General features: G+C 38.1%; 26 protein-coding genes and 4 tRNA genes. 26 read left to right on the forward strand and 4 right to left on the reverse strand.

What is annotated here, in order from left to right; translation table 11 throughout:
* Positions 1–4: 4 nt before the first annotated feature.
* Entirely contained in the window at positions 5–1,510 is a 1,506-nt protein-coding gene (locus tag G415_RS0102060) for an AMP-binding protein (RefSeq protein WP_022669925.1), read from the reverse strand.
* A 193-nt stretch (positions 1,511–1,703) separates the two neighbouring features.
* Between G415_RS0102060 and scpA the strand changes: the two genes are divergently transcribed.
* From scpA to G415_RS09520, 23 genes are all read left to right on the forward strand, one after another.
* The gene (gene scpA, locus G415_RS0102065; RefSeq protein ID WP_022669926.1) at positions 1,704–3,875 is read left to right on the forward strand and encodes a methylmalonyl-CoA mutase; all 2,172 of its coding nucleotides are present in this window, start codon (positions 1,704–1,706) and stop codon (positions 3,873–3,875) included.
* A 1-nt stretch (position 3,876) separates the two neighbouring features.
* Positions 3,877–4,881 carry a methylmalonyl Co-A mutase-associated GTPase MeaB gene (meaB, locus tag G415_RS0102070; RefSeq protein WP_022669927.1) on the forward strand — a complete coding sequence of 335 codons (1,005 nt, stop codon included), beginning with the start codon at positions 3,877–3,879 and terminating at the stop codon, positions 4,879–4,881.
* Positions 4,869–5,315, forward strand: coding sequence for a glycine zipper family protein (locus G415_RS0102075; RefSeq protein WP_022669928.1), 447 nt, complete (start codon positions 4,869–4,871; stop codon positions 5,313–5,315). The genes meaB and G415_RS0102075 overlap by 13 nt, the downstream gene beginning before the upstream one ends.
* A gap of 12 nt (positions 5,316–5,327) precedes the next feature.
* Positions 5,328–5,729, forward strand: a complete 402-nt coding sequence (mce, locus tag G415_RS0102080) for a methylmalonyl-CoA epimerase (RefSeq protein WP_022669929.1) — start codon at positions 5,328–5,330, stop codon at positions 5,727–5,729.
* Between the two features lie 6 nt (positions 5,730–5,735).
* Positions 5,736–7,082: an FAD-dependent oxidoreductase gene (locus G415_RS0102085; protein ID WP_022669930.1), complete on the forward strand. Its 1,347-nt coding sequence runs from the start codon at positions 5,736–5,738 to the stop codon at positions 7,080–7,082.
* Positions 7,079–8,446, forward strand: a complete 1,368-nt coding sequence (thrC, locus tag G415_RS0102090; protein ID WP_022669931.1) for a threonine synthase — start codon at positions 7,079–7,081, stop codon at positions 8,444–8,446. Before G415_RS0102085 ends, thrC begins: the two co-directional genes overlap by 4 nt.
* Positions 8,447–8,516: 70 nt before the next feature.
* Positions 8,517–8,592: transfer RNA gene (locus G415_RS0102095), tRNA-Lys, on the forward strand.
* Between the two features lie 10 nt (positions 8,593–8,602).
* Positions 8,603–8,680, forward strand: a tRNA-Glu gene (locus tag G415_RS0102100).
* A 25-nt stretch (positions 8,681–8,705) separates the two neighbouring features.
* On the forward strand, positions 8,706–8,981 hold the full coding sequence (locus G415_RS0102105) for an HU family DNA-binding protein (RefSeq protein WP_022669932.1): 276 nt from the start codon (positions 8,706–8,708) through the stop codon (positions 8,979–8,981).
* Between the two features lie 13 nt (positions 8,982–8,994).
* Positions 8,995–9,070, forward strand: a tRNA-Val gene (locus G415_RS0102110).
* Between the two features lie 11 nt (positions 9,071–9,081).
* Positions 9,082–9,158, forward strand: a tRNA-Asp gene (locus G415_RS0102115).
* Positions 9,159–9,173: 15 nt separating this feature from the next.
* On the forward strand, positions 9,174–9,953 hold the full coding sequence (locus G415_RS09495) for a competence/damage-inducible protein A (RefSeq protein ID WP_033378653.1): 780 nt from the start codon (positions 9,174–9,176) through the stop codon (positions 9,951–9,953).
* Between the two features lie 160 nt (positions 9,954–10,113).
* Complete coding sequence (gene thiC / locus G415_RS0102125) at positions 10,114–11,400, forward strand: phosphomethylpyrimidine synthase ThiC (RefSeq protein ID WP_022669933.1); 1,287 nt, start codon at positions 10,114–10,116, stop codon at positions 11,398–11,400.
* Positions 11,397–12,383, forward strand: a complete 987-nt coding sequence (locus G415_RS0102130) for a biotin--[acetyl-CoA-carboxylase] ligase (RefSeq protein ID WP_022669934.1) — start codon at positions 11,397–11,399, stop codon at positions 12,381–12,383. Before thiC ends, G415_RS0102130 begins: the two co-directional genes overlap by 4 nt.
* Positions 12,367–13,329 (forward strand): GGDEF domain-containing protein, encoded by a 963-nt coding sequence (locus G415_RS10595; RefSeq protein ID WP_022669935.1) that lies wholly within the window; start codon positions 12,367–12,369, stop codon positions 13,327–13,329. Before G415_RS0102130 ends, G415_RS10595 begins: the two co-directional genes overlap by 17 nt.
* Positions 13,326–14,417, forward strand: a complete 1,092-nt coding sequence (hisC, locus tag G415_RS0102140; RefSeq protein WP_022669936.1) for a histidinol-phosphate transaminase — start codon at positions 13,326–13,328, stop codon at positions 14,415–14,417. Before G415_RS10595 ends, hisC begins: the two co-directional genes overlap by 4 nt.
* Complete coding sequence (locus tag G415_RS09505) at positions 14,410–15,243, forward strand: prephenate dehydrogenase (protein ID WP_022669937.1); 834 nt, start codon at positions 14,410–14,412, stop codon at positions 15,241–15,243. Before hisC ends, G415_RS09505 begins: the two co-directional genes overlap by 8 nt.
* The gene (gene cmk / locus G415_RS0102150) at positions 15,236–15,868 is read left to right on the forward strand and encodes a (d)CMP kinase (RefSeq protein WP_022669938.1); all 633 of its coding nucleotides are present in this window, start codon (positions 15,236–15,238) and stop codon (positions 15,866–15,868) included. Before G415_RS09505 ends, cmk begins: the two co-directional genes overlap by 8 nt.
* Positions 15,865–16,692, forward strand: a complete 828-nt coding sequence (locus G415_RS0102155) for a 4-hydroxy-3-methylbut-2-enyl diphosphate reductase (RefSeq protein WP_022669940.1) — start codon at positions 15,865–15,867, stop codon at positions 16,690–16,692. The genes cmk and G415_RS0102155 overlap by 4 nt, the downstream gene beginning before the upstream one ends.
* Positions 16,689–17,480, forward strand: a complete 792-nt coding sequence (locus tag G415_RS09510; protein WP_022669941.1) for an inositol monophosphatase family protein — start codon at positions 16,689–16,691, stop codon at positions 17,478–17,480. The genes G415_RS0102155 and G415_RS09510 overlap by 4 nt, the downstream gene beginning before the upstream one ends.
* On the forward strand, positions 17,473–18,315 hold the full coding sequence (locus G415_RS0102165) for a metal ABC transporter substrate-binding protein (RefSeq protein WP_022669942.1): 843 nt from the start codon (positions 17,473–17,475) through the stop codon (positions 18,313–18,315). The genes G415_RS09510 and G415_RS0102165 overlap by 8 nt, the downstream gene beginning before the upstream one ends.
* Positions 18,312–19,085: a metal ABC transporter ATP-binding protein gene (locus G415_RS09515; protein WP_022669943.1), complete on the forward strand. Its 774-nt coding sequence runs from the start codon at positions 18,312–18,314 to the stop codon at positions 19,083–19,085. Before G415_RS0102165 ends, G415_RS09515 begins: the two co-directional genes overlap by 4 nt.
* The gene (locus G415_RS09520; protein ID WP_022669945.1) at positions 19,082–19,867 is read left to right on the forward strand and encodes a metal ABC transporter permease; all 786 of its coding nucleotides are present in this window, start codon (positions 19,082–19,084) and stop codon (positions 19,865–19,867) included. The genes G415_RS09515 and G415_RS09520 overlap by 4 nt, the downstream gene beginning before the upstream one ends.
* Here G415_RS09520 and trxB read toward each other — a convergent pair.
* Positions 19,864–20,781 (reverse strand): thioredoxin-disulfide reductase, encoded by a 918-nt coding sequence (gene trxB / locus G415_RS0102180; RefSeq protein ID WP_022669946.1) that lies wholly within the window; start codon positions 20,779–20,781, stop codon positions 19,864–19,866. The genes G415_RS09520 and trxB overlap by 4 nt on opposite strands.
* A gap of 27 nt (positions 20,782–20,808) precedes the next feature.
* Positions 20,809–21,129, reverse strand: a complete 321-nt coding sequence (gene trxA, locus G415_RS0102185) for a thioredoxin (RefSeq protein ID WP_022669947.1) — start codon at positions 21,127–21,129, stop codon at positions 20,809–20,811.
* A gap of 221 nt (positions 21,130–21,350) precedes the next feature.
* Between trxA and G415_RS0102190 the strand changes: the two genes are divergently transcribed.
* Positions 21,351–22,358, forward strand: coding sequence for a response regulator (locus G415_RS0102190; RefSeq protein ID WP_022669948.1), 1,008 nt, complete (start codon positions 21,351–21,353; stop codon positions 22,356–22,358).
* Complete coding sequence (locus tag G415_RS0102195; protein WP_022669950.1) at positions 22,358–22,906, forward strand: GTP-binding protein; 549 nt, start codon at positions 22,358–22,360, stop codon at positions 22,904–22,906. Before G415_RS0102190 ends, G415_RS0102195 begins: the two co-directional genes overlap by 1 nt.
* Here G415_RS0102195 and G415_RS0102200 read toward each other — a convergent pair.
* Positions 22,903–23,895 carry a 4Fe-4S binding protein gene (locus G415_RS0102200; RefSeq protein ID WP_022669951.1) on the reverse strand — a complete coding sequence of 331 codons (993 nt, stop codon included), beginning with the start codon at positions 23,893–23,895 and terminating at the stop codon, positions 22,903–22,905. The genes G415_RS0102195 and G415_RS0102200 overlap by 4 nt on opposite strands.
* Positions 23,896–23,995: 100 nt before the next feature.
* On the opposite strand from G415_RS0102200, the gene tatA reads away from it, so the two are divergent.
* Entirely contained in the window at positions 23,996–24,226 is a 231-nt protein-coding gene (tatA, locus tag G415_RS11300; RefSeq protein ID WP_022669952.1) for a twin-arginine translocase TatA/TatE family subunit, read from the forward strand.
* Positions 24,227–24,228: the final 2 nt, after the last annotated feature.

Here is a 24,228-nt window from a genome sequence, read left to right on the forward strand (position 1 = left end):
ATGCTTATATTTCTCCGTTTTTTATCATCTCTTTGACTTTTTTAAGAACAACCTTGCCCATTGTGTTTTTTGGTATCTCATCGACAATGTAAACCCTTTTAGGGCATTTGTAGTGAGCTATCTTGTCCTTGCAGAACTTTATTATCTCATCTGCTTTGGCACACTCTTTCTCTTTTAGTTTTACTAATGCTTCGACCCTTTCGCCAAAGTCTTCATCTTCCATACCAAATACAAACGACTCAACCACGCAGGGATGCTCTTCTAAAGCATATTCAACTTCCTTTGGGTAAACATTGTATCCGCCGCTTATTATCATGTTTTTTGAGCGTCCAACGAGAAACAGCCTGCCTGTTTCGTCCATATATCCCATATCGCCAGTTATAAACCATCCGTCCTTGAATGACTCTTCTGTTTTTTGTGGCATTCTCCAATAGCCTTTAAACACATTGTTGCCTTTGATATAGACTTCTCCAACTTCGTTTGGCTTTGCTTCTTTGCCGTTCTTTACAATCTTTATCGAGCAGCCTTCCAAGGCATAACCAACGCTTTTTGGAACTCTTTTGTCTTCTTCGTATGGGTTTGATGCTATCATACCGGCTTCTGTCATGCCGTATCGCTCAAGGATTCTGTGTCCTGTTAGCTTCTCAAACTCATAGAAGAGTCTTTCTGAAAGCGGTGCAGAGCCAGAGATAAATACACGCATCGAACTTATATTCGGCTTTTTCTTTAATGTTTTATAGCTTTCTATCAATCTGTAATAGAGCGTTGGAACGCCCATAAACATTGTTATCTTCTCTTTTTCTATGGTTTGCCAGACTCTGATTGGGTCAAACTTTTTGTGCATTATGATTTTACTTTTTGCATTCAACGCGCCATGCAAGGCAACGCAGAGTCCGTGAAAGTGAAAAAGCGGCAATACATGAAGAAGGATATCGTTTTGAGTCCATCTCCAAGCCTTTTTCAATGCTTCCATATTTAAAACGAGATTATTGTGTGTTATCATTGCGCCTTTGCTTCTTCCTGTTGTGCCAGATGTGTATCCGATTATAGCCGTATCGTCTCCTTTTGCTTTATATTCGCCTTCAAACGGTTTTAGTTTTTCAATCTTTTGCATTACATCTTCTGCCAGAATTGTCTCTGTTTTTAGGGAGTTGAGCATATTTTTTAGTTTTTCGTATTTTTCTGGATAGCTGATGAATAGAGAGCTTTCTGAATCTTCAAGGAAGTATTCAATCTCTTCTTCTGAGTATTCTGTGTTGAGTGGCAGTGTGATTGCACCGATTGTCAGGTTTGCAAGGTGAAAATAGACAAACTCCATCGATTTAGGAAGCTGTATAGCCACTCTGTCGCCTTTTTTAATGCCTAAATCAACCAGAAATGTTGCTGTTTTTCTTATCATCTCATCAACTTCTAAAAATGTATAAACCTTATCTTCAAAGATAAGCTCTTTGTCTGGTGATGATATCATTGAATTGTGCAGCTTTTCTGCAAGGTTAAACTGCTCTTTCATTTTTTATCTCCCTTCTTTGTTTTTGCTAATTTTACAATCGATTTCTAATTTTGTCTATTGTTGAGTTGAATAGTAAGTTAATACATATCTAAACAAGTTTAATTTAAGGTTGTAATTTACTCCTTTTTTTGTTAAATACAAATAGTGGGTTAAACATTTAAATAAAAGTGGGGTGGAAGTAAGGAGGATTGCCATGAAGTTTAAGGAAGTTTCAAGGTCAGATTGGGAAAAGCTTGCAGAAAAGGAACTAAAGGGAAAACCATTATCAAGCTTAACTTGGGAATCACCAGAAGGAATACCTATTTCGCCACTCTATACGGCTGAAGATTTGGAGAAGCTTGAATACTTAAACACCTTTCCTGGTTTTCCACCGTTTATCCGTGGCCCAAGGGCAACAATGTATACGGTTAAACCGTGGACAATAAGGCAGTATGCTGGATTTTCGACTGCTGAAGAATCAAACGCATTTTACAAGAAGGCTTTGGCTTTGGGTCAGCAGGGTTTATCTGTTGCATTTGACCTTGCAACACACAGGGGCTATGATTCTGACCATCCACGAGTTGTTGGTGATGTCGGTAAGGCTGGAGTTGCAATCGATACTGTTGAAGATATGAAGATTCTTTTTGACGGCATTCCGCTTGATAAGGTTTCTGTTTCCATGACGATGAACGGTGCTGTTATTCCTGTTATGGCATTCTATATCGTTGCGGCAGAAGAGCAGGGTGTAAAGCAAGAGCAACTCTCAGGAACGATTCAGAACGATATTTTGAAAGAATTTATGGTAAGGAACACCTATATCTATCCACCACAGCCGTCAATGAGAATTGTTGCAGATATTATTGAATATACAAGCAAATACATGCCAAAATTCAACTCAATCAGTATAAGCGGCTATCACATTCAGGAAGCTGGAGCAAACGCCGTTTTGGAACTTGCATTTACTTTGGCTGATGGTCTTGAGTATGTTAAAACGGCTTTGGCACGTGGTCTTGATATAGACGCATTTGCTCCAAGGCTTTCGTTCTTCTTTGGAATTGGTATGAACTTCTTTATGGAGATAGCAAAACTCAGAGCTGCAAGATTCTTGTGGGCTGAACTTATGAGCCAGTTCAATCCTAAGAACCCACGCTCGATGGCTTTAAGAACTCACTGTCAGACTTCTGGATGGAGTTTGACCGCTCAGCAGCCTTACAACAATATTATCAGAACAACAATTGAAGCAATGGCTGCTGTTTTGGGTGGAACTCAATCCTTACATACAAACGCCTTAGATGAAGCTATTGCATTGCCGACGGAGTTTTCTGCGCGCATCGCAAGAAACACGCAGATAATCATTCAGGAAGAGACAAATGTATGCAAAACTGTTGATCCGCTTGCAGGTTCTTACTTTATAGAGTCTCTTACGCATGCTCTAATAAGGGAAGCACGAAGGATTATCGATGAAATAGAAGAGATGGGCGGAATGACAAAGGCTATAGAGACAGGTATGCCGAAGCTAAGAATTGAAGAGTCTGCAGCAAAGAGACAGGCATTGATTGATACGGGTGAATTTGTTATAGTGGGTGTCAATAAATACACAATACCCGAAGAAGAAGACGAACCGGTTGAAGTGCTTGATATAGACAATACAGCCGTTAGAGAGAAGCAGATTCAAAGAATTAAAAAAATTAAGGAGACAAGAGATAACGATAAGGTGCAAAAAGCGTTAGATAAAATAACAAAGATTGCAGAAGAAGGAGGCAATCTGCTTGAAGCTGCCGTTGAAGCTGCAAGATTAAGGGCAACGTTGGGTGAAATATCTTATGCGATGGAGAAGGTATTTGGCAGATATCAGCCAGAGATAAGGCTTGTAAGTGGAGCTTATGGCGGATTGGTTGAAAATGAAGAAGAGTTCAAAGAGATTCAGAAAGAGATTGAAGAGTTTGAGAAGGAAGAAGGAAGAAGACCAAGGATTTTAATAGTGAAGATGGGTCAAGATGGACACGATAGGGGAGCAAAGGTCGTAGCATCGGCATATGCGGATATGGGATTTGATGTTGATGTAGGGCCAATGTTCCAAACGCCAGATGAAGCTGCAAAGATGGCAGTTGAAAACGATGTTCATGCGATAGGTGCATCGAGTCTTGCGGCAGGTCATAATACCTTGGTGCCACAGCTTATTGAAGAGTTGAAGAAGCTCGATGCGGATGATGATATTGTTGTTACAGTAGGCGGTGTTATACCAAAGAAGGATTATGATTTCTTGTATAAGCACGGCGTTGCAGCAATATTTGGACCTGGAACATCGCTTCTTAAATCTGCCAAAGAGCTTCTGAAGGCTATAAAGGAGAAAAGAACGCCAAGAAGGATATTGAGTGGTGAGTAGAGTGGATGTTGATAAGTTAGCAGAAGATTTGCTCAAAGGTAAAAGAAAGGCTCTTGCTAAGGCTATAACGCTGATAGAAAGTAAGAATAAGAAACACGAAGAAGAAGCCAAAAAGCTGCTTGAGATGATTTTGCCACATACGGGCAACTCTGTAAGGATAGGCATTAGTGGTGTTCCCGGTGTTGGTAAGAGCACATTTATTGAAGCATTTGGCCTTTATCTGATAGAGAATGGGCATAAGGTTGCTGTTTTGGCTATCGACCCGAGCTCTCAGATAACAGGTGGCTCTATTTTGGGTGATAAGACTCGAATGGAAGAGTTGTCCCGAAGGGAAGAAGCCTTTATTAGGCCTTCTCCTTCGGGCAGTTCTTTGGGTGGTGTTGCAAGAAGGACGAGAGAGAGTATTTTTTTGTGTGAAGCCAATGGGTATGATGTTATAATTGTTGAAACCGTTGGAGTTGGGCAGTCGGAAGTTAAAGTTGCTGGTATGGTTGACTTTTTTCTTTTGATGCAGCTGCCCAATGCTGGTGATGAACTGCAGGGTATAAAGCGTGGCGTTATGGAAGTTGCGAATGCTATAGTAATAAACAAGGCTGATGGCGATAATTTAGAAAAGGCAAAGTTAGCCAAGAAGCAGCTTGAAAACGCTCTGAGTATATTCATGCGAGTTGACGAAGATTGGAAGGTTCCCGTTTTGCTTGTTAGTGCTTTGAAAAAGAAAGGGATGGAAGATGTATGGAAAACAATTTCTGATTACATAGAGATAAAAAAGAAAAACGGTAAATTTTTAAAGAATAGACAGAGACAAGAGATAGATTGGATGTGGTCTGTTGTTATGGAAGGTTTGAAGAGTATGCTTGAGAATAATCAGAAGGTTGCAGCATTATCAAAAGATATGGAGAAGGCTGTGATAAACAGGTTAACAACGCCATCGCTTGCTGCTGAGTATATACTTGAAGGATTTAGAAAATCTTTATGTAAGGGGGATGCCCCATGGATAGATTAAAGGTGTTGGTTGTGGGTCTTATTCTTACAGTTTTTTTGGGTTTTAGCGTTACTTCATGCACAACAGAGAGTGAAAATGTTGCTTTGGGAACGGCAGTTGGTGCTGGGATAGGTGCAGCAGTAACGAAAAATAAGTGGAAAGGTGTGGTTATAGGTGGAATCTTGGGTGCTGTAGCTGGAGAAGCTATGTATCAGATTCAGCAAAGGGCGATAAACGAAGCGGTAGCTCAGCAGAAGCCCGTTGCTTATCAAAGAACAACACCAAATGGTGGTTGGGAAAGGGTTGAGGCAGAGCCTGTTGGTCAGCCTACAGTTAATCCAAACGAGCATACAAAGTGCCAGAAGGTTCATGTAAGGGAGATTAGAAACGGTAAGGTTATAAAAGATGAGATTAAAGAAGTATGTAAAGGATACAAAGAGACCAATACCTATTAAAAGGAGAGAGCGATGATAAAGAGAATAGACCATATAGGTGTTGCAGTTAGAGATTTAGATAAAACTATTGAGCTTTATAAAGATGTGTTTGGTTTTGAGCTGCTTGAGATAGAAGATGTCCCGTCTCAAAAGGTAAGGGTGGCAAAATTTGATGTTAATGGTGTGCATATTGAGTTTTTAGAGCCAACAAGTGAAGATAGTCCAATTTACAAGTACATAGAAAAAAAGGGCGAAGGTATGCATCATATTGCCTATTTTACCGACGATATAGAAGGTGAGTTGGAAAAATTTAAAGAGAAAGGGATAAAGTTGATAAACGAAGAGCCTGTTAAAGGTTCGTCAGGTACTTACATAGCATTTGTTCATCCGAAATCTTCTATTATTTTGACTGAGCTCGTCTCAAAGGGGGAGTAGTCTAAAATGGAATTGCCTATAAAGGTTGTGGTTATTGGCGGTGATGCGGCAGGTATGAGTGCTGCAAGTCAAATAAAAAGAAGGATAAAGTCGGCCGAAGTTGTTGTTTTGGAGAAAGGTATTGATGTCTCTTACGGTGCTTGTGGAATGCCTTACAATATAGGGTATAAGGGTGATATAGATGACCTTGTTGTTCTAACAGCTGAAGATTTTAAAACAAAAAGAGGCATAGATGTAAGACTTTTGAGTGAGGCTGTTGGTGTTGATACGAAGAGTAAGAAGGTCTTTGTAAAGAGTTTATCGAGTGATAGAGAGTATGAGTTAAAATACGATAAGCTCTTTATAGGCAGTGGTGCAAGCGCTTCTGTTCCACCGATTGAAGGTGTTGACAGGGAAGGTGTATTTACACTTAAAATCTTAGATGATGCACGAAAGATAAAGCAGTTTATCGAAGAGAAGAAGCCTAAAAAAGCCGTCTTGATAGGCGGTGGGTTTATAAACCTTGAGCTTGCAGAGAATTTTAAAAGATTGGGCATGGATGTTGTTATATTAGAAAAGCTTGATGATGTACTGTTAAATTTTGATGAAGGCGTATCTGAGCTTGTCAAAGAAGAGCTTAAGAGAAATGGCGTTGAAATTATCTGTGGTGTCAATATAGAGAAGATAGAAGATGGGCTAATAGTAGAAACCGATAAAGGTGATTTTGAAGCTGATTTGGTTAATATAGCTGCAGGTGTGAAGCCTAATACCGAGTTTTTGAAAGATGGAGAAATAGAGCTTGAAAAGGGCGCAATAGTTGTTGATAGGTATTTTAAGACGAATGTTGAAGATGTGTATGCAGGCGGCGATTGTGCCCTGATTTATCATAGAATACTTGATAAAAATGTTTACATGCCTCTTGGAACAAATGCAAATAAGGCCGGTAGAATAGCCGGTGCCAATATGGCAGGCGCAAGAGAAAAATTTGCCGGCATTGTTGGAACGATAATCTTTAAGGTATTTGAGAAGGGTATAGCAAAAACCGGCTTATCTTTGAAGGAAGCTGTAGATAACAGTTTTGATGCGTTTGAGACGACGATTGAAGCACCTATTACAGCTCATGGTTTTCATCATCAGGGTAAAGTTTCAGTAAGACTCGTTGCTGAACATGGTTCTGGAAGGCTGCTTGGAGCTCAGATATTTGGCGATGCAGAAGCTGTCTGGAGAATTGATGTTGTTGCAGCTGTATTATATGCGAATTTGACAATCAAAGATGTGCAAGGACTTGATTTGGCTTATTCTCCACCGTTTGCACCGGTGTGGGACCCAATTCTTGTTTGTGCCAATCAGGCTATTAAAAAGGTGAAAAAATGAGATACAGAAGCAGTCGTGGTGGCGTTGAAGGTTTAAGTTTTATTGACGCCTTTCTGATGGGTCTTGCTGATGATGGCGGCCTTATAGTGCCAGAAGAGATACCGAGTGTTGAGCTTGATAAACTTCAATCTCTATCTTACACAGAGCTTGCATTTGAGATTTTTAAGCTATTTATAGATGATATACCAGAAGACGATTTAAAGAAGCTTGTTGAGAAGAGTTATTCCACATTCGATACAGAAAAGATAACACCTGTTGTTAAAAAAGATGGTGTATTTATACTTGAACTATTCCATGGGCCAACATTTGCATTTAAAGATGTAGCGCTTCAGTTTTTGGGTAATTTATTCGAATATGTGCTCGATAAAAAAGATAGCTATGTCAATGTGCTTGGTGCAACAAGTGGGGATACGGGCTCTGCCGCAATTTACGGGCTTAAAGGCAAAAAGAATATAAACATATTTATACTTCATCCTTATGGCAAGGTCAGTAGGGTTCAAGAGCTTCAGATGACGACAGTTGAAGACAAGAATGTGTTTAATATAGCTATAAAAGGCACATTTGACGATTGTCAGGCTATCGTAAAGGCGATATTCAATGACCTTGACTTTAAGGAGAAGCATAGGCTTGGTGCTGTCAATTCCATAAACTGGGCAAGGATTTTAGCCCAGATTGTCTATTATTTCTATGCATATTTTAAGGCTAAACCTGAAAAACTCTATTTTAGTGTTCCAACGGGCAATTTTGGAGATATATTTGCAGGCTATATGGCAAAACTTATGGGCTTGCCTATAGAGAAGCTGATACTTGCAACAAACTCAAACGACATCCTGTATCGCTTTGTCAATCAAGGTGATTACTCTGTTGGAGAAGTTGTAAAGACGCTGTCTCCATCAATGGATATTCAGGTTGCGAGCAATTTTGAAAGGTATCTTTACTATCTGTTTGGCGAAGATACACAGAAAGTTAAAAGCTTGATGGAAGAGTTTGCCGCAAATAGACGCTTAAAGTTTGATGGTGATGTTCTCAAAAAGGTTCAGTCTGAGTTTGACTCATTTAGGGTAAGCATTAAAGATACGCTGAATACGATTAGGGAGTTTTACAAAAAGACAGGGTATATAATTGACCCGCATACGGCAGCTGGCATATATGCTGCATGGCAGAGTGGCTATAATGATGTAATCTGTCTTGCAACTGCACACCCTGCGAAGTTTCCAGAAGCTATCGTTGATGCAATAGGAAAAGAGCCAGAAAAACCTAAAGCGATAGCCGAACTTGAAAGTAAAGAAAAAAGAGTCAGCATACTTGACAATTCCGTCTCTGAAGTTAAGAAATTTATTGAAGAAAAGTTGACGAATGATTAAATTTTTTGTTGACAAGTTAGGGTCAAATGTGTAATATCACTTTCGCCCGAGCGATACGGGCATGGTCGGTGGGCCGTTAGCTCAGTCGGTAGAGCAGTAGCCTTTTAAGCTATTGGCCGCAGGTTCGATTCCTGCACGGCCCACCATGATTTGAGTGTCCCCATCGTCTAGCCTGGCCAAGGACATCGCCCTTTCACGGCGAAAACGTGGGTTCGAATCCCGCTGGGGACGCCATCTTTTTTAAAGTGGAGGTAGTTTTATGACAAAGGCTGAGTTAATAGAGAAGGTTGCACAGAAGACTGGAGCAACAAAGACTCAGACAAAGAAGATTATTGACGCAACAATTGAAACTATCATGGAAGCCGTGGCTGAGGGCGAGAAGGTTGGTTTTGCAGGCTTTGGAACATTCTATATAAGCAAAAGGTCTGCAAGAATGGGTAGAAACCCAAGAACTGGTGAGAAGCTGAAGATTGAAGCATTCAACTTGCCGAGCTTTAAGTGCGGAAGAATCTTTAAAGAAAAGGTCAACAAGTAGTAGCTGAAGAATAGGGCGCATAGCTCAGCTGGAAGAGCACCTGCCTTACAAGCAGGGGGTCGTAGGTTCAAGTCCTGCTGCGCCCACCATTGATGCAAGCGGAGCCGTAGTTCAGCTGGTTAGAACGCTGGCCTGTCACGCCAGAGGTCGCGAGTTCAAGTCTCGTCGGCTCCGCCATTTTTTATTTTAAAAATGTTAAAGAGTGCGGTTATATCGGTTGGGAAAGAGATAGTTGGTGGTATTACTTTAGATACTAACTCTTTTTTTATTGCAGGCTATCTTCTGCGTCTTGGTTTCAATAATCGTCATATCATAGCTGTTGATGATGAGAAGGAAGAGATAATAGAGACGATCAACTTTTTGCTTAATAAGGTTGATGTTATAATAACGACGGGTGGACTTGGTCCTACATTTGATGATAAGACAATGGAGTCTGTGGCTGCTGCTTTGAAGCTAAATCTCTATCTTGATGCAGATGCGCTGAAATTTATAGATGAATTTTATACGAAGCTATACAATCAGGGAAGGATAGATGAACCTGGGTTGAATGAGAAAAGAAGAAAAATGGCGTATCTTATTGAAGGATGCAAGCCTTTAAAAAACAGTGTAGGTGCAGCTTATGGCTGTTATATCAAATATCAAGGTAAGCATATCTTTGTTTTGCCTGGTGTTCCAAAAGAGATGAAACCGATGTTTGAGAACGAAGTTGTGCCTATTTTGAAAGAGATAAGTGATGGTGTTATTGTTGCTTTGGAGTTTGAGTTTAAGATAAACGATGAGAGCGTGCTTGGAGAGTTGATTGATAAAGTGATGAGAAAGAGTGAAGTGTATATCAAGTCGCTACCTGTTGGGTTTGAAAGTGATAGCATGGGCGTAAGGTTTACGGCTTACGGTGAGAGTGAATCTAAGGCAAAAGAGAAAATTTTAAGGGCAAAAGAAGAGTTGGAAAATCTATTAAAATCTAAAGTATAATTTTATTGTTCTTTTTGAGTTAACTATTCGCATTTTTGTAGTTCCCTAATTTGTATAAAAGCTATAGAGTTATAACCACCCAAGTTAACAATCGGTATTGATTATTTTTCCTTTCTGTTGTATAGTTTGCAAGTAGATTTTGGTAGAAAGGGGAAATAGGATGACTCAGATAGAAGCTGCACGGGCAGGCAAGATTACGCCTGAGATGGAACAGGTGGCAAAAAAGGAGAACAGGCCTGTTGAGTTTATAATGGAAGGTCTGAAAAAGGGCACCATTGTAATACCGAAAAACAAGAATCACGATATAGAAGCCGTAGGTATAGGTGAAGGTTTAAAGACTAAGGTTAATGCAAACATAGGTACATCGTCTGATATTGCCCAGCTTGAGATGGAATTGAAAAAGCTTGATGCTGCTGTTGAAGCAAAGGCAGACTCTGTTATGGATTTGTCCACCGGCGGCGATTTGGATTACATACGAAGAACAATACTTGAGCGTTCGCCTATTGTCGTTGGTAATGTGCCTATTTATCAGGCTGCCGTGGAAGCCGCAACAGAGAAGGGTTCAATTGTCTATATGACGGAAGATGATATATTCAAAACAATAGAGAAACAGGCTAAAGATGGCATAGATTACATGACGCTTCACTGCGGTGTTACACTCGAAACATTGGAAAGACTCATAAAGCAGGGCAGAGTGGAAGATATTGTCTCTCGTGGCGGTTCTTTCTTAAGCGTTTGGATGTTGCACAACAAAAAGCAGAATCCACTATTTGAGCATTTTGACAGAGTCTTAGAGATAGCAAAGGAGTATGATGTAACCTTATCTTTGGGCGATGGTTTTAGGCCTGGTGCTATTGTTGATGCAACGGATAGAGCTCAGATTCATGAGTTGATTCTGCTGGGTGAGTTGCACAAAAGGGCTTTAGAAGCTGGTGTTCAATCGATGATAGAAGGGCCAGGTCATGTGCCGTTGAATCAGGTTATAACGAATGCCCAGATTGAGAAGAGCTTGTGCGAAGGTGCTCCATTTTATGTACTTGGGCCTGTGGTTACAGACATTGCGCCGGGCTATGACCATATAACAAGCGCTATTGGTGGAGCTTTGATGGCAGCATACGGTGCTGATTTCTTATGTTATGTTACAAGGGCCGAACATGTAAGACTGCCGACACCGGAAGATGTTAGGGAAGGTGTTATTGTTACAAGAATTGCTGCACATGCTGCGGATATAGCCAAAGGTATCCCGAATGCTATTGAGTGGGACCTTGAGATGAGCAAGGCAAGGAAGGCTCTAAATTGGAAGAGGATGATAGAGCTTGCCATAGACCCGGAATTGGTTAAAAAGGAGAGAGAGTCTTCTCTACCTGAGGAGAGTGATGTTTGCACGATGTGCGGGAAATTCTGTGCAATAAAACTCCTAAATAAAGCATTAAGGAAGGGGCTATGAACGAAGTAATATTGGATGAGCTGTATAGGAATTTGGGGAAGTATGTAACGAGTGAGGTAATGTGTAAAAAGCTTGGTGTAAGCCGGATAGCCATCTGGAACAAAATAAAAAACCTTCAAAAATTGGGGTATGAGATAGAAGGAAAGAGAAGTGTGGGTTATATGCTTAAAAGCGAGGCTAAAGATATCTTAATACCTTATGAAATAAAAAGAAGACTTAGTACGGAGATATTTGGTAAGAGAATAGAGTATTTTAGACTTACATCATCAACAATGGACGAAGCTGAGTATTTACTTGAGAGGGAGTCGGATGCAAATGGAACTATTATCGTAGCAGAAGAGCAAACAAGTGGTAGGGGGAGACAGAAAAGAAGTTGGCTTTCACCAAGAGGAAAAAATATCTATGTTTCTCTAATATATGCACCAAAGAATATGAATGTCGCAGACTCTATTGCTTTAATGTTTGCTACATCAATTGCTATAAGGGAAGCTTTAAGCGACTATGGCATAGAAGATGCAAAGATAAAGTGGCCCAACGATGTTATGGTAAAAGACAAGAAAATAGCCGGTGTACTGCTTGAGACTAAGAGCGAATCAGGTATTTTAACTCATGCGATAATTGGGTTTGGCATAAATGTGAATATGGAGAGTATGCCCGATGAGTTGAAGGATAAAGCCACAAGTATGATGATAGAAACGGGTATGAGTGTAGATAGGGCAACTCTGTTGTGTAATATTCTTTACTATTTGGAGAATTTAATAAATATATTTAATAAGAACGGTAAAAGTGCCATATTTGATTTGTGGAAAAAATACAATAATACACTCGGGAGAAAGGTGAGAATAATAACAGATGAAGGTGAGTTCGAAGGTATTGCAAAGGATATAGATAAGGATGGATTTTTGCTTGTTGACACAGGGGATGATGTGAAAAAGGTTATAACAGCCGACAGTGTGAGGTTTTTAAATGGCAATGAAGAATGAGTCTGATAAGATATCCGCAATAATAAAGGAAGCACTTTACAGAGCAACAAAAAGGGATTTGATTCTTACGCCGTTTAACTATTATAAAGTCTTTACGGAAGTCGCTTTAGAGTATGGTTTAAGTGAATCTGAATTGCATAAATTGTTATACGGCAACATAGATGTTGACAACGAAGAACTCGAAGAGCTTAAAAAGAAGATTTTAGAAGTGGCGACGAATGTCAAAGATGTCACGCTTGATGTTGAGAAAACACTGGTTGAGAGTTCAACAAAATACGACAGCACGCTTAAAAATATATCGATTTATGGTTCAAGAATAGACGATAGTTTGATGGAAGAGCTTGAAAAGATTAAATATATTAACTCTTCTTTGAAGAGTGAGCTTGAAGCCGCAAGAAGGGTATTAGAGAAACAGAGAAAGGCTATAGAGAGCATCAGAGAGCTATCAAAGAAAGACCATCTTACAGGTCTCTATTTAAGACGCCATATGAACGAGGTTTTGCAGAATTGTCTGTATAATTTCAATAGGTATAAAAAGGTTTTTAGCATCATAATGATGGACCTTGATGATTTTAAAAAGATAAACGATACATACGGTCATTTAGCTGGCGATGAAGTTTTGAAGGCTGTTGGTGCTATTTTGATGAGAAATACTCGCCAAACCGATGTTCCTGTGAGATATGGTGGAGATGAATTTATAGTGATTCTTCCAGAGACAAAACTTGAAGATGCGATTGTTGTGGCGAGGAAGCTAAGAGATAAACTCGCTTCTATAACATTTAAGAAGGGTAATGTTGAGTTTAAGTGCACCGCATCCATAGGAGTTACACAAGTTAGAGATGGAGATACACTCGAAAGTTTGCTTGAAAGGGTTGATAAAGCTCTGTATGAGACAAAGAAGACAAAAAAGGGTGAAATTAGCGTTCTTGAAGGAGAAGATAAATGAGAGTGGCAGATTATATAGAGAAGCTAAAACCGTATGAAGGTGGAAAACCGATTGAAGAGCTAAAAAGGGAGCTTGGCATAGAAGGTGATATTATTAAGCTTGCATCAAATGAGAATCCACTTGGTCCTTCAGAAAAGGCTGTTGATGCAATAAGAGAGATAGCAGATAAGGTAAACTTCTATCCAGATGGTGATGCCTATTATCTTAAAGAGAAATTAGCTAAAAAGTTGGGCGTGTCAAGGGATAATCTTATATTCGGCAACGGTTCGGATGAGTTGATTGAGCTCATCTATAGGACATTTGCAACGGATACTAACGATGAGATTGTTTACTGTTATCCAACATTTATTGAGTATAAGATAATAGGTATGGCTTTTAATAAAAGACTTGTTGAGTTGCCGCTTAAAGATTTTGCCTATGATATTGATGCGATTATTGATGCGGTTAATCCAAAAACGCGCATTGTCTTTTTGAATACACCGAATAATCCAACAGGAACGGCGATAAAAAGAAAGGATTTAGAAAGGGTTATTGAAGGCGTAAGCGATGATGTGCTTGTTGTTATAGATGAAGCATATTATGAGTATGCAAAGGCTGAAGATGATTACGATGAGATTTTAGACCTTTACAAAAAGGGCAATGTAATTGTTTTAAGGACATTTTCAAAGGCTTATGGGCTTGCGGGTTTAAGGATTGGATACGGTATTGCATCAAAAGAGATAGTGGACTATTTGAATAGAACGAGACCGCCGTTCAATGTGAATATAGTTGCTCAGCATGCGGCTTTGGCTGCTTTGGATGATGATGAGCATATCAAAAATACAGTTGAGAACAATCAGAAGGGCAAAGAGTATTTATACTCTGAATTTGAGAAGCTTGGTTTAAAGTATATAAAAACTTATGCGAACTTTATTCTATTTGATGTAGGTGATGATGCTGATAGGATTTATAATGAGCTTTTGAAGAAGGGTGTGATTGTTCGCTCTATGTCTGGATACGGTTATAAGACATTTTTGCGTGTTAGCATTGGGACGCCACATGAGAATGAGGTTTTTATAACCAAGCTAAAAGAAATTTTGAATGTTTAAAAGGATAGGTATAATAGGCGTAGGGCTTATTGGTGGCTCAATAGCCTTAGATACCCGCCGTTTTGGTTTAGCTTTGAAGATAATTGGATATGATGCTAATAGAGATAATTTAAATAAGGCTTATTCTATTGGCATTATAGATAAGGTAGCTAATAGTATAGATGAGCTTTTGGATTGTGATTTGGTTGTTATTGCCGTGCCGGTAAGTTATGTCTGCGATATTTTAGAGAAACTCTATTTTGCAGGATACGATGGCTTAATTAGTGATGTTGGAAGTATAAAAGGCAAGATAGTGAAAAAAGCACTGAAGTTGAAGCTTTATAATTTTATTCCTGCTCATCCGATTGCAGGGACGGAGAACTTTGGGCCTGAAGCAGCAAAAACCGGCTTATTTGAAAACGCTTTCTGTATTATTACGCCGTTTGATGGCGTTGATTCTGAGACTTTAAGTATGGTTGAGAAGTTTTACAAAAGTATTGGTATGAGAATTGTGAAGCTTTCTGCTGATGAGCACGATAGGATTTTTGCTTTTATAAGCCATATGCCGCATGCAGTTGCTTATGAGCTTGTTGAACTTGCAGCGTCTAAGGGTGAAAACTTTAAGTTTATAGGCGGCGGTTTTAGAGATTTTACGCGCATAGCTGCATCAAGTGAAGAGATGTGGAGTGATATATTTGTTATGAATAAGGATAATGTTGTCTCTGCCATTGATGAGTTTATTAAGTATATGAGAAGCCTTAGGGATTTAATTGAAAAAGGAGATAAAAACACCTTAAAAGAGAAGCTTGGAAACATAAGAAGAATGAAAAGGGAGCTGTATGGATAGATTTGTCTTGACGATTGATGGGCCAGCAGGTAGCGGCAAAAGCACAATAGCAAAGCTCTTGAGTAGAAGAGAAGGTTTTATTCATATAAATAGCGGTATGTTTTATAGGGCTATTGCCTTTATTTTTGGTGAAGATGTATCAGAAGAGAAACTTTTGAACTTGAAGTTCTCTTTTGATGTTAAAGATGGTGAGATGGTGCTTGTTTATAATGGCAAACTGTTGAATGAGAAGCTTCAAAGGGAAGAAGTTGGTAAGATAGCATCGAAGATAGCAAAGAAAAGCTTTGTGAGAGATTTTGTAAATAAGCTTATAAGGGATACAGCTAAGAGTGGAAGGTTTGTTATAGATGGAAGGGATTGCGGCAGTGTTATATTTCCCGATGCACAGGTTAAGGTTTTCCTTGATGCGTCGTTGGAAGAGAGAGCAAAAAGGAGAGCTACTCAAACCAATGAAGATTTGGATAGGATAAAAGAAGAGATAAGAAAAAGGGATGAGCAGGATAAAAACAGAGATATAGCGCCACTTATTGTGCCTGATGGAGCAGAAGTAATCGATACAACGGATTTGAGCATAGAAGATGTTTATAAAAGGATAGTTCAACTGTTGGAGGGGTTTAAAGAATGATAATAGAGATAGCTGAAAATGCAGGTTTCTGTTATGGCGTTATGCGTGCTATTGAGATAGTCGATGAAGCTTTGAAAAAGTATAAAACGATATACTCTTTTGGGCCTATAATACATAATCCGCAGGTTGTTGAAGAGTATGAGAAGAAGGGTCTTAAGGTGATAGAGAGTTTAGATGAAGCAGACGGGCCTGTTTTGATTAGATCTCACGGTGTTCCACCACATGTGTATGAAGAGATAAAAAAGAAGGGTTTGACATACATAGATGCAACATGTCCGTTTGTTAAGGAAGCCCAAAAGTTTGCAAAACAGCTATACGAAGATGGTTATAAGGTTGTGATATTTGGTGATAAGAAGCATCCAGAAGTAAAAGCCCACTTGGGATATACGAATTATAAAGCAGATGTTATAGACTCACCTGAGCTTGCCAGAAGTATAAAAGCTACAAGGGTTGGTGTTATATCACAGACAACCCAATCTGTTGAAAGGTTTGGATTGACGATTGGTGAGCTTGCAAAGAGAATAAGGGAGCTTAAGGTTTTTAATACGATATGTGATGCAACAGAAAAAAGACAGAAGGCAGCAAGAGAGCTTGCAAGAAGGTCAGATGTGATGATTATTATAGGTGGTAAAAACTCTGCAAATACAAGAAAACTGTATGAAATCTGCTTGACGGAGACAAAAAATGCCTATCATATAGAAACAGAAAAAGAGATAAACCCAGAGTGGTTTAAAGATGCTGAGAAGGTTGGTATTACAGCTGGTGCATCGACGCCTTCTTACATTATTGAGCGGGTTTATAATTACATAAAGGGTTTAGGATGAGAGAGATAGTTGAGTCTTTAAAAGAGATAGCAAAAGAGATACACAAGAATACAATAGACATAATCGGCTCGAAAAAGGCAAAAGAGATAATAGGCAAGGGTGAGTTTGGTGATAACACTGTATATATAGACAAGATATCTGAAGATATGATTCTTGAAGGCTTGCAGAAAATAGGTAAATGCTGTGTATTAACCGAAGAGAAGGGCGTTGTTGATTTTGGCGCTGATTATCCGAAGTTTATAGTTGACCCGATAGATGGTAGTCTAAACGCAAAAAGGGGCATTCCATATTATTCAATATCTATTGGTGTTGCCTTTGGCGAAGGGATAAAGGATATAAAGTGTGGCTATGTTGTTAATCTTGCAACGATGGATGAGTTTTGGGCTATCGAAGGTGAAGGTGCGTTTTTTAACGGTTTAAGGATAAAGCCTGATGTTAAAGATGTGAAAGTTGTTGCCGTTGAAGGATTAAAAAGAGAAACGCCTAAGGATTTGGTTGCTGATATATTTAGGAAGTTTTACAGGGTTAGACAGGTTGGCTCAACGGCACTTGACATGTGCTATACGGCACTTGGCGCCTTTGATGCGTTTCTGCATTTGGATAAGGCTCGAATAATTGATTATGCTGCTGCAAAGGTGATTATAGAAGAGTCCGGTGGTGGACTGTTTGAGTGGTTGGAAGATAGAGAGTTTAGCGACTCTATATCGTTAAACAAGAGTAAGAGTTTTATAGCTGTGCCGGATAAAAGGTTGATAGATAAGGTTATTAAGGTGTTGAAAAATGATTAGAAGGGCTGTTTTTGTCTTTCTATTTATTTTAATCTTTGGTATATCGAGCTGGGCGAAAGGATTAAGCGTGTCAACGAGCATATTTATACTCTCAACGGTTGTTAAGGATATAGGAAAAGATAAGGTTAAAGTCTCTTATGTTATTCCTACTTCTGCCAATCCGCATATATTCTCTCCAACGCCTAAGGATTTATTGAGTTTCTCAAAAGCAGACCTGTTTATTGGTGTGGGTTATGATTTTGAGTTCTGGTTTAATAGAGTAAGGTTTATGAGAAAGGAAAAGCCTGTTCTATTTCTGTCTGAGTTTTACAAAAATCCTATTGGAAGCAAAAGAAGATTTAATCCACATATCTGGCTTGATGCTGCGTTTATGGAAAATGTTGGGATTGACAAGATAACAGAGAAGATGTGCAAGATTGACAAAAACGATTGTGAATATTTTAAGAAAAATGCAGAAAGACTAAAAAACAGACTTAAAGATTTAATAGGCAGATATAAGGATTTAGCAGAGAAAGATTACTGCATCGTAGATGTCAAGCCAGCGTTTGAGTATTTTCTTAGAAGCTTTAATCTAAAGAGCTGTGATGTTGTTATAAAAGAAGGTTCTGCTATGCCGTCTATTAAGGATTTAAGAGGAGTGATTAACAAATGTAAGTGTAAAAAGGGTGTGGTAATTTATATAAACAATGTAAATGTTGCAAAAAGCGTTGCCGAAGCTAAAGGTTATAAAACCATTCAGTTGAATCCTTTGGGTAATCCATCTAATAAAAAAGAGAATGAGTATGTGAAGCTGTTAGAGTATAACCTTCAAAAACTTCAAGAAGCACTCAGATGATAAAGATAAAGGATTTAACGATAAGAAAGGGCAATAAGGTTGTTCTTGATAGCATAAATATGTCCGTTGATAAAGGTGAGTTTGTTGCAATAGTAGGACCAAATGGTGCAGGTAAGACAACGCTGATAAGGGCTGTTTTGGGACTTGAAAAGCCTTATGTCGGCAGTATTGAGATAAACGGACATAAGCCAGAAGATGTGATATTGAATAAAATTTTGAAGATTAGCTATCTGCCGCAAAAGGCTATAGTGAATTGGGATATGCCGCTTAAGGTTATAGATGTGGTTTTGATTGAAGATTTGAGATTTTTTGGCTTATTTAGGAAGTATTCCGACGAAGATATAAAAAAAGCCAAATATTGGCTTGAAGTGTTTGGTATAGAAGATAGGATGAACTCGTATATCAAAGATTTAAGCGGTGGTCAACAGCAAAGGGTATCTCTTGCTCGTTGTATGGTAAAAGAACCGGATATTCTGATTTTGGATGAGCCTAATACGGCCGTTGATGCCGTGTATAACTTTAAAATGTATGAGACATTGAAGAAGTTATCAAAGGAGAAAAATCTTACCATTATTATGGTTTCTCATGATATTGGCGCTGTTACGACTTATGTTGATAAGATTATGTGCTTAAATGTTAGGTTGTATTGTCATGGGAGTCCGTCAAGTATCAATTATTCTGAGATGCTAAAGAATGTATATGGGGAAAGTGTTGAAATACTTATGCATGGTGAACAGTGCAAAAACTGTCCTATGGGTGGGAGCAGATGATTGAAGGATTGCTTCTAAAGGCTATTGTTGCTGGTGTTCTTGTGGCTATACCGTTATCCTTTATGTCATACTTCGTTGTAATGAGAAAGATGACATTTTCTGGCGTTGGAATAGCGCATTCTGCTTTTGGTGGTATTGCGCTTGGCGTTCTGCTTGGTATTGATAGTTTTCTGTTTCCTGTTGTTTTTTGTCTGTTTGCTTCCTTATTTATAGGTTTTATGTTCAAAAAGGGTGGATTTTCTGAAGATAGCATAATAGATGTAATATTTGTCTTTTCTATGGCGCTTGGGATTTTTATTTTGAGCATATCAAGGGAGTATTATGCTGGTATTCTTGGAATACTGTTTGGGGATATTCTGGCAATAGCTTCGTCTGACTTAGCCGCAGTGTTTTTTGTTTTTTTGATAGGTAGCGGGTTTGTCTGGTTTTTCTTTGACCATCTTAATCTAATTACTTACAACGAAGAACTTGCAAAGATAAACGGAATAAAAACAGATATTTTGTATTATGTGTTTTGGGCTGTTTTGTCTGTTGTTATAGTTTTCTCTATAAAACTTATAGGAATTATACTTGTTAATGCTTTTTTGGTTTTGCCAACCCTCGTGGGTTTGAATCTTTCTAAGAGCTATAAGGGCGTTTTATCAATTGGTGTTATCTCTTCTACAATGAGCATAATAGCGGGTGTATTTTTGTCTTACTTTTTGAATACACCCGCTGGTGCAACAATTGTTCTATTCTTTGTTGCTTTGTGGATTTTAAGTTTTGCTTTTAGAAGGAATTAGCAGTTCATCTCTATGTATTTTTGAGCACAGCTTGCAGCTATGGCTCCATCTGCTGCAGCAGTTAAAACCTGCCTTAATGGTGTAACTCTGATATCTCCTGCTGCAAAAATGCCGGGTATGTTTGTCTCCATTCTTTCGTTTGTTATTATATAACCTTCTTCATCAAGTTTTATTAAATCTTCTACAAACTTTGTGTTTGGTGTTAATCCTACATATATAAATACACCATCAACCTGTAATCTTGTGCACTCTTTTGTGTTTACATTCTCTATTAATATGCCATTTACAAACTTATCACCTTGAATTTCCTTTACCACATGATTGAAGATAAACTCTATCTTTTTGTTTGCAAATGCCCTATCTTGTAGAATCTTAACAGCTCTTAGTTGGTCTCTTCTGTGGATTATATAGACTTTGCTTGCTAGATTTGCAAGATAAAGAGCTTCTTCTAAGGCTGAGTCTCCACCACCTATTACAGCAACGGTTCTATTCCTAAAAAAGGCACCATCGCATGTTGCACAGTAGGAGACGCCCTTTCCTGTAAACTTCTTCTCACCCGGACAGTCCAACTTGTTTGGTGATGCACCTGCCGCAATTATAATGGTTTTTGTTGTGAGTTTTGTGCCGTTTGACAAGATTACATTTTTTGTTTTGCCTTCATCTTCTATACTCTTTACGCCGTCATAGTTCATCTCTACATCAAACTTTTCTGCCTGTTTGATAAAATTATCCATTAAGTCCATTCCACTGATGCCTTTTGGAAATCCAGGGTAGTTTTCAACTTCATAAGACATAACAATTTGACCACCAAACACCTTCTCTTCGCATATAATTGTTTTTAGACCGCCCCTTGCTGCATAAATTCCAGCGGCAAGCCCTGCTGGACCGCCACCTATTATTACAACATCATACATTTATCGTATCCCTCCTGATTGGACTGGTTAGAGAATCTGTTCTAATTTCTCTGTGATATACTCCTTTGGAACTGCGCCGATTATCTGGTCAACAACTTCACCGTCTTTAAATATCATTAAAGTTGGAATGCTCATGATTCCATATCTTACGGCTATTTCTGGCTCTTCGTCTGTGTTGAGTTTGCCAACCTTTAATTTACCTGCGTATTCTTCGGCTATCTCTGCAACAACAGGTGCAACCATTCTGCATGGACCACACCATGGAGCCCAGAAGTCTACCAGAACAGGAATATCGCTGTTTAGAACTTCATCTTCCCAATTGCTTTGGGTTAATTGGATCTCTGCCATTTTACCCTCCTATTTTTTTAATTGCGTGGTAAATAATAGGTGTCAATAGGGGTTTTGTCAAGAGTTATAAAATAACAGATTTTATTTTGCAATCTTTCTGAGAAAGGTATCCGAAGTAAGGTAAGTTTTTAATATAACACATTTCATTTTTTTCTTGACTATCTAAATAATAAAGGTATATTAATGTTTAAAATTAGAGAAGTTAAGAAAGATGGAGTAAAATGGAAAAGAAAAAAGCCCTTATCGTGTGCGAAGAGGTTATTATTAATGAGCTTGTTGAGTTTATGCTGGAAAAACTATCATATGATGCAGAAGTAGTGGATAATCCAAAAGATGCAGTTTCAAAAATTGAATCAGAAAAATACGATGTTGTTATTGTAGGTAAAAATAAAGGCACAATTGTTAAGCCTAAGCTTGCAGATATTTTATACACAAAAGCCATCTCTAAGCCATACATTATTATTTACAAGGAGCCTGGGGAAATTATACCCCAAGAGCCTTATCTTGCTATTTTGCCAAAACCTACATTCCATCAAGATTTGATAGATGCTTTGGATAAAGCAGGGCTTAAACCGTCTCTTCCCCTTCAGGCAACTAAAATAGATATTAATGATTTTGTTAAATCTAACGCTTACTACTTAAAACCTATCCATGAATTTTTTAGAGGATTAAAGGGAAACATAAAGTTCTCCATAAAGACCGGTGATTTGAAAGTTGTTGGTTTTACGATGGGAACGGACTTTTATCTTATTTATTCTGACTTGGAGAATCCTTATTCCCTGCTTTCCATAGGGACTGTTAATGTGGCAACAGAACCCTTAAACTTAAATGAATTTCTTAATTTTCCTATAGATAGTAATACTTTTAAAATAAACATAAGAGATTTTATAGTTAAATCAATAGAGAATATAGATGATAGAGCAAAGCTTTTATCTTTTCTGCCAGAAGAGAGCGCTGTTATTGTTGTAAAAGCACCAGCTTACATATTAAAACAGATTGAGTTGATAGATAAGAACATAGATGTAGATGAATTAATAGAAAGAAATAAGGATATAACTTTTGGTGATATTTTATCAGATAAAAACGATACAGCAAAAATAAGAGCTGTTGCTTGTATGTATTTGCTTAACATGATTGATGGTGATATAAGTATATCCAAGAAGAAATATGATGTTAAAATAAAAAAGAGTTTTCTTAAGAAAATAATCGAAAAGATAAGGGGTTTGTGATGGTATTTAAGATAATCATTACAGGGAGTTTTAATGCTGGTAAGACGGAGTTTATAAAACAGATTAGTGAGATTGAGCCTATAACAACAGATAAACCTGTATCAGAAAAAGAGCTCAAGGAGATAAAGGCATTTACAACCGTTGCAATGGATTTTGGAAGATTAACCGTTGATGAAGATATAGTAATTCATCTGTATGCAACGCCAGGGCAGGAGAGATTTGATTTTGTCTATCCGTTGCTAATAAAGAATGCATTGGCTCTTATCATACTTGCGGATATAACAGATGAGAAGTCTATTAGAGCCGTTCCAACTTACTATAAAAAGTTTCACAGCATAAAGAGACTTCCGACGGTAATAGCTTTGACAAAGGTTGACTTAGGTAGTGCCGTTGATGATGCCTTGATAGATGAAGTGTTTAAAGAGTTACCTAAGGATGTTCCTGTTCTAAGGATTAATGCAACTAATAAGGAAGATGTGAAGAGAGCCGTGCTTTTTGCGCTTGAACAGCTTGAGGAAGATGAAGATGAAGGCAGAGAGATAGTTTAAATATTTTTTATAAAGTCTATTAAGCTTTTTTTCTTTTGCTCTCTTGATTTACAGGCAGGACATAATCTATCGTTTGAAGTTGAATAGAACGGTTTTTTACACGATTCACATATTTTCTGTTTTATCTCAATCAGTATAAGCGGCTTCAAGGTAAGACTCTTTGTGGTTGCAGGCTTAATCTTAATTGCATCGTAAAGGCAAGCTTCAGTACACTCCTTACAACCTATGCACAGCTTTGGGTTGAAAAGCACTCTTCCAATCTCTTTCTTCTCTATGAGTATTGCTTCTTGGGGACATACATGCTCGCATATGCCGCATAAATTACAGCTGCTTCCAATTGAGATTGTTGCTATTTCTGGATATCCTAAGTCTTTTTTTAACTCTTTTTCTTTTATTTGTGTTAAGATTACCTCTCTTTTTGATTTTTTCTTGCTTTTTGATGTTATTCTTAGCAAGTCCCTTCTTGATACGGATAAAGTTGGTATAAATTTTTTATCTGATGTGGCTGTTTTTATTTTTAGATTGATTTCTATACCGAATGATTTTGCCAATATAACAGCTTTTTTTAGGTTATAAAAGAATAGCTTTTTTGTTTTTTTGAATTTACACGATTTGCAGTTGCCCTTGTTTATGGTGATGGTTTTTTTGTTCATCATCCAAGAAAGGAGTAGAGATTCTGTTATTCTGCTTATGCACGACACCTTTATATCTGATTGAGCAAAAATGCAGCCAATCTCAATTTTGTTTAGCTCTTTGGTGTGGCTTAGTATATAGCTATCGTCTTTGTTTAATGTTATAGCAGGAAACTTGCAGGCAGAATAACATATGCCACACTCTATGCATTTTAAGTTGTCAATAGAAAGATGCGGAAAAAACGATATTGCATCCAAAGGACAGATTTTACAATCTTCACAGTTGCTTTTTTGAAATCTTTCTCTTATGCACAGGTTTGAGTCTATGCTTACTGATGATACGATGAAATCATGCATCAGACAATTTTACATTAGTTTTGGGCTTCTATGCAAGGTGTATTTATTGACTTTTTTGCTTAAGATAATTACACTGTGGCAAAAGAGTGGAGGTGATGAAATGTTGCCAAGCATGCAGGAGATGTTGCCTATTTTGGTACTACTTCTAATAATCTTCGGCGCAAGAAAGTTGCCAGAAATAGGTGCAGGTTTGGGTAAGGGTATAAAGGAGTTTAAAAAGTCTATGAAAGATATTGATGAGGAAGATGATAAAAAAATACCAGTAGAACATAAAAAAGAAGAAGTTGATATGGAAACAAAAGAGAAAACAACGGATAAAGAAGAGGTGTAAAG

The organism is Hippea alviniae EP5-r, assembly GCF_000420385.1.
Lineage (GTDB): Bacteria > Campylobacterota_A > Desulfurellia > Desulfurellales > Hippeaceae > Hippea > Hippea alviniae.

Bases quoted from the DNA above. Each gene is read 5' to 3' on its own strand.
- G415_RS0102060 (WP_022669925.1), bottom strand. From the start codon at position 1,510: ATGAAAGAGCAGTTTAACCTTGCAGAAAAGCTGCACAATTCAATGATA.
- scpA (WP_022669926.1), top strand. From the start codon at position 1,704: ATGAAGTTTAAGGAAGTTTCAAGGTCAGATTGGGAAAAGCTTGCAGAA.
- G415_RS0102075 (WP_022669928.1), top strand. From the start codon at position 4,869: ATGGATAGATTAAAGGTGTTGGTTGTGGGTCTTATTCTTACAGTTTTT.
- mce (WP_022669929.1), top strand. From the start codon at position 5,328: ATGATAAAGAGAATAGACCATATAGGTGTTGCAGTTAGAGATTTAGAT.
- G415_RS0102085 (WP_022669930.1), top strand. From the start codon at position 5,736: ATGGAATTGCCTATAAAGGTTGTGGTTATTGGCGGTGATGCGGCAGGT.
- thrC (WP_022669931.1), top strand. From the start codon at position 7,079: ATGAGATACAGAAGCAGTCGTGGTGGCGTTGAAGGTTTAAGTTTTATT.
- G415_RS0102105 (WP_022669932.1), top strand. From the start codon at position 8,706: ATGACAAAGGCTGAGTTAATAGAGAAGGTTGCACAGAAGACTGGAGCA.
- G415_RS09495 (WP_033378653.1), top strand. From the start codon at position 9,174: ATGTTAAAGAGTGCGGTTATATCGGTTGGGAAAGAGATAGTTGGTGGT.
- thiC (WP_022669933.1), top strand. From the start codon at position 10,114: ATGACTCAGATAGAAGCTGCACGGGCAGGCAAGATTACGCCTGAGATG.
- G415_RS0102130 (WP_022669934.1), top strand. From the start codon at position 11,397: ATGAACGAAGTAATATTGGATGAGCTGTATAGGAATTTGGGGAAGTAT.
- G415_RS10595 (WP_022669935.1), top strand. From the start codon at position 12,367: ATGGCAATGAAGAATGAGTCTGATAAGATATCCGCAATAATAAAGGAA.
- hisC (WP_022669936.1), top strand. From the start codon at position 13,326: ATGAGAGTGGCAGATTATATAGAGAAGCTAAAACCGTATGAAGGTGGA.
- G415_RS09505 (WP_022669937.1), top strand. From the start codon at position 14,410: ATGTTTAAAAGGATAGGTATAATAGGCGTAGGGCTTATTGGTGGCTCA.
- cmk (WP_022669938.1), top strand. From the start codon at position 15,236: ATGGATAGATTTGTCTTGACGATTGATGGGCCAGCAGGTAGCGGCAAA.
- G415_RS0102155 (WP_022669940.1), top strand. From the start codon at position 15,865: ATGATAATAGAGATAGCTGAAAATGCAGGTTTCTGTTATGGCGTTATG.
- G415_RS09510 (WP_022669941.1), top strand. From the start codon at position 16,689: ATGAGAGAGATAGTTGAGTCTTTAAAAGAGATAGCAAAAGAGATACAC.
- G415_RS0102165 (WP_022669942.1), top strand. From the start codon at position 17,473: ATGATTAGAAGGGCTGTTTTTGTCTTTCTATTTATTTTAATCTTTGGT.
- G415_RS09515 (WP_022669943.1), top strand. From the start codon at position 18,312: ATGATAAAGATAAAGGATTTAACGATAAGAAAGGGCAATAAGGTTGTT.
- G415_RS09520 (WP_022669945.1), top strand. From the start codon at position 19,082: ATGATTGAAGGATTGCTTCTAAAGGCTATTGTTGCTGGTGTTCTTGTG.
- trxB (WP_022669946.1), bottom strand. From the start codon at position 20,781: ATGTATGATGTTGTAATAATAGGTGGCGGTCCAGCAGGGCTTGCCGCT.
- trxA (WP_022669947.1), bottom strand. From the start codon at position 21,129: ATGGCAGAGATCCAATTAACCCAAAGCAATTGGGAAGATGAAGTTCTA.
- G415_RS0102190 (WP_022669948.1), top strand. From the start codon at position 21,351: ATGGAAAAGAAAAAAGCCCTTATCGTGTGCGAAGAGGTTATTATTAAT.
- G415_RS0102195 (WP_022669950.1), top strand. From the start codon at position 22,358: ATGGTATTTAAGATAATCATTACAGGGAGTTTTAATGCTGGTAAGACG.
- G415_RS0102200 (WP_022669951.1), bottom strand. From the start codon at position 23,895: ATGCATGATTTCATCGTATCATCAGTAAGCATAGACTCAAACCTGTGC.
- tatA (WP_022669952.1), top strand. From the start codon at position 23,996: ATGTTGCCAAGCATGCAGGAGATGTTGCCTATTTTGGTACTACTTCTA.